Origin of the sequence: uncultured Thiodictyon sp., assembly GCF_903828115.1 — a bacterium.
GTDB lineage: Bacteria > Pseudomonadota > Gammaproteobacteria > Chromatiales > Chromatiaceae > Thiodictyon.
Map to the genome: position 1 here is coordinate 1 of NZ_CAIKKU010000873.1, position 4451 is coordinate 4451.

Annotated in this window: 7 protein-coding genes and 1 tRNA gene; 3 read left to right on the forward strand and 5 right to left on the reverse strand. The window is 67.5% G+C overall.

All coding sequences use genetic code 11. The features are described from left to right. Positions 1-27: 27 nt before the first annotated feature. On the reverse strand, positions 28-252 hold the full coding sequence (locus tag QZY48_RS32845; RefSeq protein ID WP_295438725.1) for a hypothetical protein: 225 nt from the start codon (positions 250-252) through the stop codon (positions 28-30). A 104-nt stretch (positions 253-356) separates the two neighbouring features. Between QZY48_RS32845 and QZY48_RS32850 the strand changes: the two genes are divergently transcribed. Together QZY48_RS32850 and QZY48_RS32855 are read left to right on the forward strand one after the other, a co-directional pair. Further along, entirely contained in the window at positions 357-620 is a 264-nt protein-coding gene (locus tag QZY48_RS32850; RefSeq protein ID WP_295438727.1) for a hypothetical protein, read from the forward strand. Positions 621-675: 55 nt separating this feature from the next. Continuing rightward, a complete protein-coding gene (locus tag QZY48_RS32855; protein WP_295438729.1) occupies positions 676-843 on the forward strand; it encodes a hypothetical protein in 168 nt (55 codons plus the stop codon). A gap of 19 nt (positions 844-862) precedes the next feature. Here QZY48_RS32855 and QZY48_RS32860 read toward each other — a convergent pair whose 3' ends face one another. The 4 genes from QZY48_RS32860 to QZY48_RS32875 form a co-directional block, all read right to left on the reverse strand. Further along, entirely contained in the window at positions 863-1069 is a 207-nt protein-coding gene (locus QZY48_RS32860) for a hypothetical protein (protein ID WP_295438731.1), read from the reverse strand. Positions 1070-1259: 190 nt separating this feature from the next. Further along, positions 1260-1336: transfer RNA gene (locus QZY48_RS32865), tRNA-Met, on the reverse strand. 75 nt (positions 1337-1411) lie between these two features. Next, positions 1412-2833, reverse strand: a complete 1422-nt coding sequence (locus QZY48_RS32870) for a c-type cytochrome (protein ID WP_295438733.1) — start codon at positions 2831-2833, stop codon at positions 1412-1414. A 44-nt stretch (positions 2834-2877) separates the two neighbouring features. Then, positions 2878-3681: a M48 family metallopeptidase gene (locus tag QZY48_RS32875; RefSeq protein ID WP_295438735.1), complete on the reverse strand. Its 804-nt coding sequence runs from the start codon at positions 3679-3681 to the stop codon at positions 2878-2880. Between the two features lie 217 nt (positions 3682-3898). Here QZY48_RS32875 and QZY48_RS32880 point away from each other — a divergent pair, with 217 nt between their 5' ends. After that, complete coding sequence (locus QZY48_RS32880; protein ID WP_295438737.1) at positions 3899-4285, forward strand: DUF3775 domain-containing protein; 387 nt, start codon at positions 3899-3901, stop codon at positions 4283-4285. Positions 4286-4451: the final 166 nt, after the last annotated feature.

Here is a 4451-nt window from a genome sequence, read left to right on the forward strand (position 1 = left end):
CGTTCTGGAATGGTTTGCATCGCGCTGTCACAACCGACTCGCTGACGGACCACTGTCCCGGCAGACACCGTCCGGCAGCGGCTCCAGCGTCACCGCCGCCTGCCACAGGCGCGCGACCAGGCCCAGGCCAGCCACCGGGCAGCCGCTGGTCCAGAAGCGCTCCGTGCCGGGGCGCCCCGCGGGTGCCAGCAGGGCGTCAGCCTCCAGGCGCCGCCGGACCTGACGCGCGACGGCGACCCCCGAGTCCAGCACCGTGACCCCGGGACCGGCCAGGTCCAGGATCAGGGGCCTGAGATATCGAGGTCATCAATACGCGCTTCGGCACCGACTTCGATGCCCAGGACCTGGTGGATGGTGTGACTGCGCAACTGGTGGCCGATGCCGACCTCCAACAGGCCGCCCGCGTCAATGACAAGGGCAACTTCGGGGTCCCGTTCCGCGAGGCCTTGGACGATGCGCTGGTGACCCGCCATGAGAAACACGGCGACTTCATCAACACGATCTTCCAGGATGAGGCCCTGGGTGCCTTCTTCCGGAACTGGATGCTGGATCAGGTCTATGGGCGGTTGCGCGGCGGCAGTGACGAGTGCCCGGTAACGCGCCGCCCCGAACCAGACTGACGGTTGATCGGCGGCGCCGGGGATGTCGGTCAGGAACGATTCACTAACAGGTTAAATGATTCCATCAGGGACTGCGTATAGCGCCATTTTCGTTGTCGTTGTCGTAATCGAGGTTATCGTAGCGCACCGGACTCTCTCGCACCCCAAAGTGCTTCGCCTCTCCGATTACGATTACGACAACGACAACGACAACGACAACGACAACGACAACGATGGTGTTTGACTTGATCTTGACTCGTTACTCAGCCCCAAGCGCCGTTGATATGCTCCATGCGCTTGATGAACCATTGGCCGGCCTCACGGTCGGTGTCGGCCAGCGCGCCGTCCAAGGTCTGCTCGATGCCGGACAGGCGAAGCTCGACGCGCCCCAGGCGCTCCTTGATATCGGAGAGTTCCCCCCGGATCGCGCGCAACTGCTCCAAGACGAGATTTTCAATCTCTGCGGTCATGAACTCTTTACCCCTTGCTGTTGTGCGCTGCCGCCCACGCCGCTGACGGGGCCGACGAACGGTCACCCCCAGGCATTGCTGCCCCACCCGCTGCGCGCGCATTGTCGAAATCTGCCTGCACCAGCGCTTGCCTAAACGCCAGGCAAAGAAAAAGGGCTTACCGGAATCGCCGATAAGCCCTTCTTCTAATTGGTAGCGGGGGCAGGATTTGAACCTACGACCTTCGGGTTATGAGCCCGACGAGCTGCCAGACTGCTCCACCCCGCATCTGATTCAACAAGTATACAGACCACTGCCTGCCTGCGCAAGCACTATTTGGGCCGATCAGAAGAACAGCGGGCCTCAGAGGGTCTTGAGGTACTCGATCAGGGCGCGCCGGTCGGCCGCCGACAACCGGTCACCGAAGCGGTGGCCGCCGTTGCCGTAGCCCTTGCCGGTGGTGTCGTAGAGGCGGTTGCGCTCGTCCCAGCTCATGGCGGCGGACTTGCCCGCGGGCAGGGTCTCGTAGGCCCAACCGAGCGCGTCGCGGTCATAGACGCCTTGCCCCTCCGCACTGCGGCGCGGGCGCCACCAGGTCGGTCGCGCCGCCGGCTCCAGCAGCGCGGCCAGGGTTGGCACGGCGTCGTTGTGCAGGTAGGGGGCGGTCGCCCAGACCCCGTCCAGGGGTGGGGCCAGGTAGCCCAGGGCCGGGGTGATCTGCGACAGCTCGCCATAGAAGGACTGCGCAAACCAGGCGCGGAAGCGATCCTCATCGCTGTAGCCGGCACGCGCCAGGGCCGGGTCAGTCCCCACCTCGCTCAGGGCCAGGACCCGGTTGGGGTAGCGCCAGTCCTCGCCGTAGGTGCCGTGGCAGCCTTTGCAGTGGGACTCGAAGAGCGCCTCGCCGCGCGCCGCCTGGGTCTGGTCGATGGCGTAGGGGTACTTGGGCGGCGCCAGGGTGGCCAGATAGGCGCGCACATCGACGAACCAGGCGTCCAGCGCCTGGGCTTGGGCAAGGGAGTCGGTGCAGGTGGCGGCGGCGAGCATCAGATGGCGGGCCTGATCGCCGCGTCCCTGCGCGCTGTAGAACAGGGCGTGCTTCTTGCGCAGGTTCCACCAGGGCGGCACGGCCACCGGCAGGGGTCGCTGCGGCGGCGGCTCCAGGAGCGGCCGGGCGGACCAGGCGAGCTTCTTGGGATCGCGGTGGGCCATCAGGGCCAGGGTCAGGTTGCCGGCACTGTTCACGCCGACGGTGTCGGTCATCATGTAGCTGGAGAGCACCGCGACCCGGTCCGCCCAGCGCTGCCACTGTGCCCGCTCGGCCGGCGCCGTCACCCGGGCCGCGGTGGACACGACCGCGAGCAGTGGGTCTTGGGTCATGTCCAGAAAGGCGTTGCCCAGACCCATGATAAGTTGGCCGTCGAGGCTCGCGGCGTGGCAGGCGAGACAATTGGTGGTGACCAGTTCCACCCCGGAGTCCGTCTGGTGGGCGGTCAGCGGGTAGGGTAGCCGCGCGTTGCGCCCGGTGCGCCCCGGGAACTGGGGCCCCGGGTCCGCCCGCGCCTTGCCCCCGGACGGCAGCGCGGCCTCGGCATAGGCGCGGTAGGGCAGGCCGCAGGTGTCCGACGCGCGGTTGAGCAGCGCGTCATAACCGCGGCCGGGATCGCCGGGGCGCTGGGAATAGGCGGGGACCACACCCGGCTGCGCCTTGGCGGTGCGCCAGTCGGCGCCCGCGCCCCCTTGGTCGCCGGGCCCACACCCGGCCAGGAGCGGCAACACCAGCACCAGGAGCCCGCGGGACGCCCCCTGGCGCGGCCGGACACCAGTCGTCAGCCCCGCCCCCCGGCCCGTTGGTACTCGGCCATGGCCTGCGGGAGGAATTTCTGAAGCTCGGCGATGCGGGTCTCGTCCAGCGGATGGGTGCTCAGGAATTCGGGCCCCTTGCCGCCGCGACCGGCGTTATAGGACTGGAAGCGTCGCCAGAAGGCAATCGCCTCCCGCGGGTCATAACCGGCGCGCGCCATGTACAGGAGGCCGATGCGGTCGGCCTCCGCCTCCTGGAGGCGCGAGTAGGGCATCAGCACCCCATACCGGGTGCCCAGTCCATAGGCATTCGTCGCCAGACTGCGGGTCGCGCCGCCGTAGCCGGAGGCCTCCAGGGCCACCGACAGAATGACCCCGCCCACCTGCGCGGCCATCCCCTGGGACATCCGCTCCGCCCCGTGGCGGGCGCTGACATGGGCGATCTCGTGGGCGACCACGGCCGCGAGCCCCGCCTCGTCCTTGGTGATGGGCAGGATGCCGGTATTGACCCCGACCTTGCCCCCGGGCAGGGCGAAGGCGTTGGGCTCCGGGTCCGCGAAGAGGACGAACTCCCAGCGGGCGTTGGGCAACCGCGCCACCCGCGCGATGCGCCCGCCGACGGCCTGAAGTTGTTGGTTTCCAGCCCGATCACGGGAGATGGGTGTCTGCAGCTTCTTCTGCTGAAAGGCGCTGAGACCCATCTCGGCCTCTTGGCCGGCATCAACCAGCAACAACTGGCTGCGCCCGGTCTCGGGGGCCGTGGCGCAGGCCGCAAGGGCGCACACCGCCAGCAGCAGAGCGGCGCCGCGCAAAGGGTTGGACATGGACATGGCGCTAACTCCAAGGGCCAGGGGTACCGATCAGGGGTCAAGTGCGCCCCAATCATCCCGGATTCACCCCCCCAACTCACAAAGGGTTCGCGGCGGCCCGCAATCCCCCGCCCCGAAACCCGCGCTCCGCGTAGTACACTTCGCACCCAGATCAAGACCACGGGTCCGCGACGGCGCCACGCCGATCGGGTCCCCGGCGTCGACCCGGAGCCCGCCCATGCTGCATATCCCACTCGACACCATCTGTTACATCATCGCCAAGGCCCGCGAATTCCAGTCCAAGGAAGAGGTGGTGATCCCCGAGACCCCGTCGAGCCCGTCGGAGGACTGGGCACTTCAGATCCTGGCCGACCACAGCGGGGACTACACCCTCACCGAACTCGTCGAGTGCATCGGGGAGATGAACCAGCGCCAGCGTGCCGAGTTGATCGCACTGATGTGGGTCGGGCGCGGCGACTACACCGTGGAGGACTGGGAGGAGGCGGTAGACGAGGCCATCGGCGACTACTCGGTGCGCGCGGCCCACTACCTGATCGCCCACCCGATGGTCTCCGACGACCTGGAGGAGGGCCTGATCGCCCACGGCTACTCCTGCGAGGACTGAAGGGGACGGGTCGGCCCGGGTGCGATCAGAACTGATGTGTTAACCCAGATGTCGTAGGGTACGCATCGCGTACCCTACAGCTCCAACTGCCGGACGTCGTCACGGACCGGGCGTCGTTGTCGTTGTCGTAATCGTGGTCGGATTATTCGATTACGACAACGACAGC

Excerpts from the sequence above, each read along its gene's own strand:
- QZY48_RS32860 (WP_295438731.1), bottom strand. The coding sequence starts at position 1,069 with ATGACCGCAGAGATTGAAAATCTCGTCTTGGAGCAGTTGCGCGCGATC.
- QZY48_RS32875 (WP_295438735.1), bottom strand. The coding sequence starts at position 3,681 with ATGTCCATGTCCAACCCTTTGCGCGGCGCCGCTCTGCTGCTGGCGGTG.
- QZY48_RS32855 (WP_295438729.1), top strand. The coding sequence starts at position 676 with ATGATTCCATCAGGGACTGCGTATAGCGCCATTTTCGTTGTCGTTGTC.
- QZY48_RS32880 (WP_295438737.1), top strand. The coding sequence starts at position 3,899 with ATGCTGCATATCCCACTCGACACCATCTGTTACATCATCGCCAAGGCC.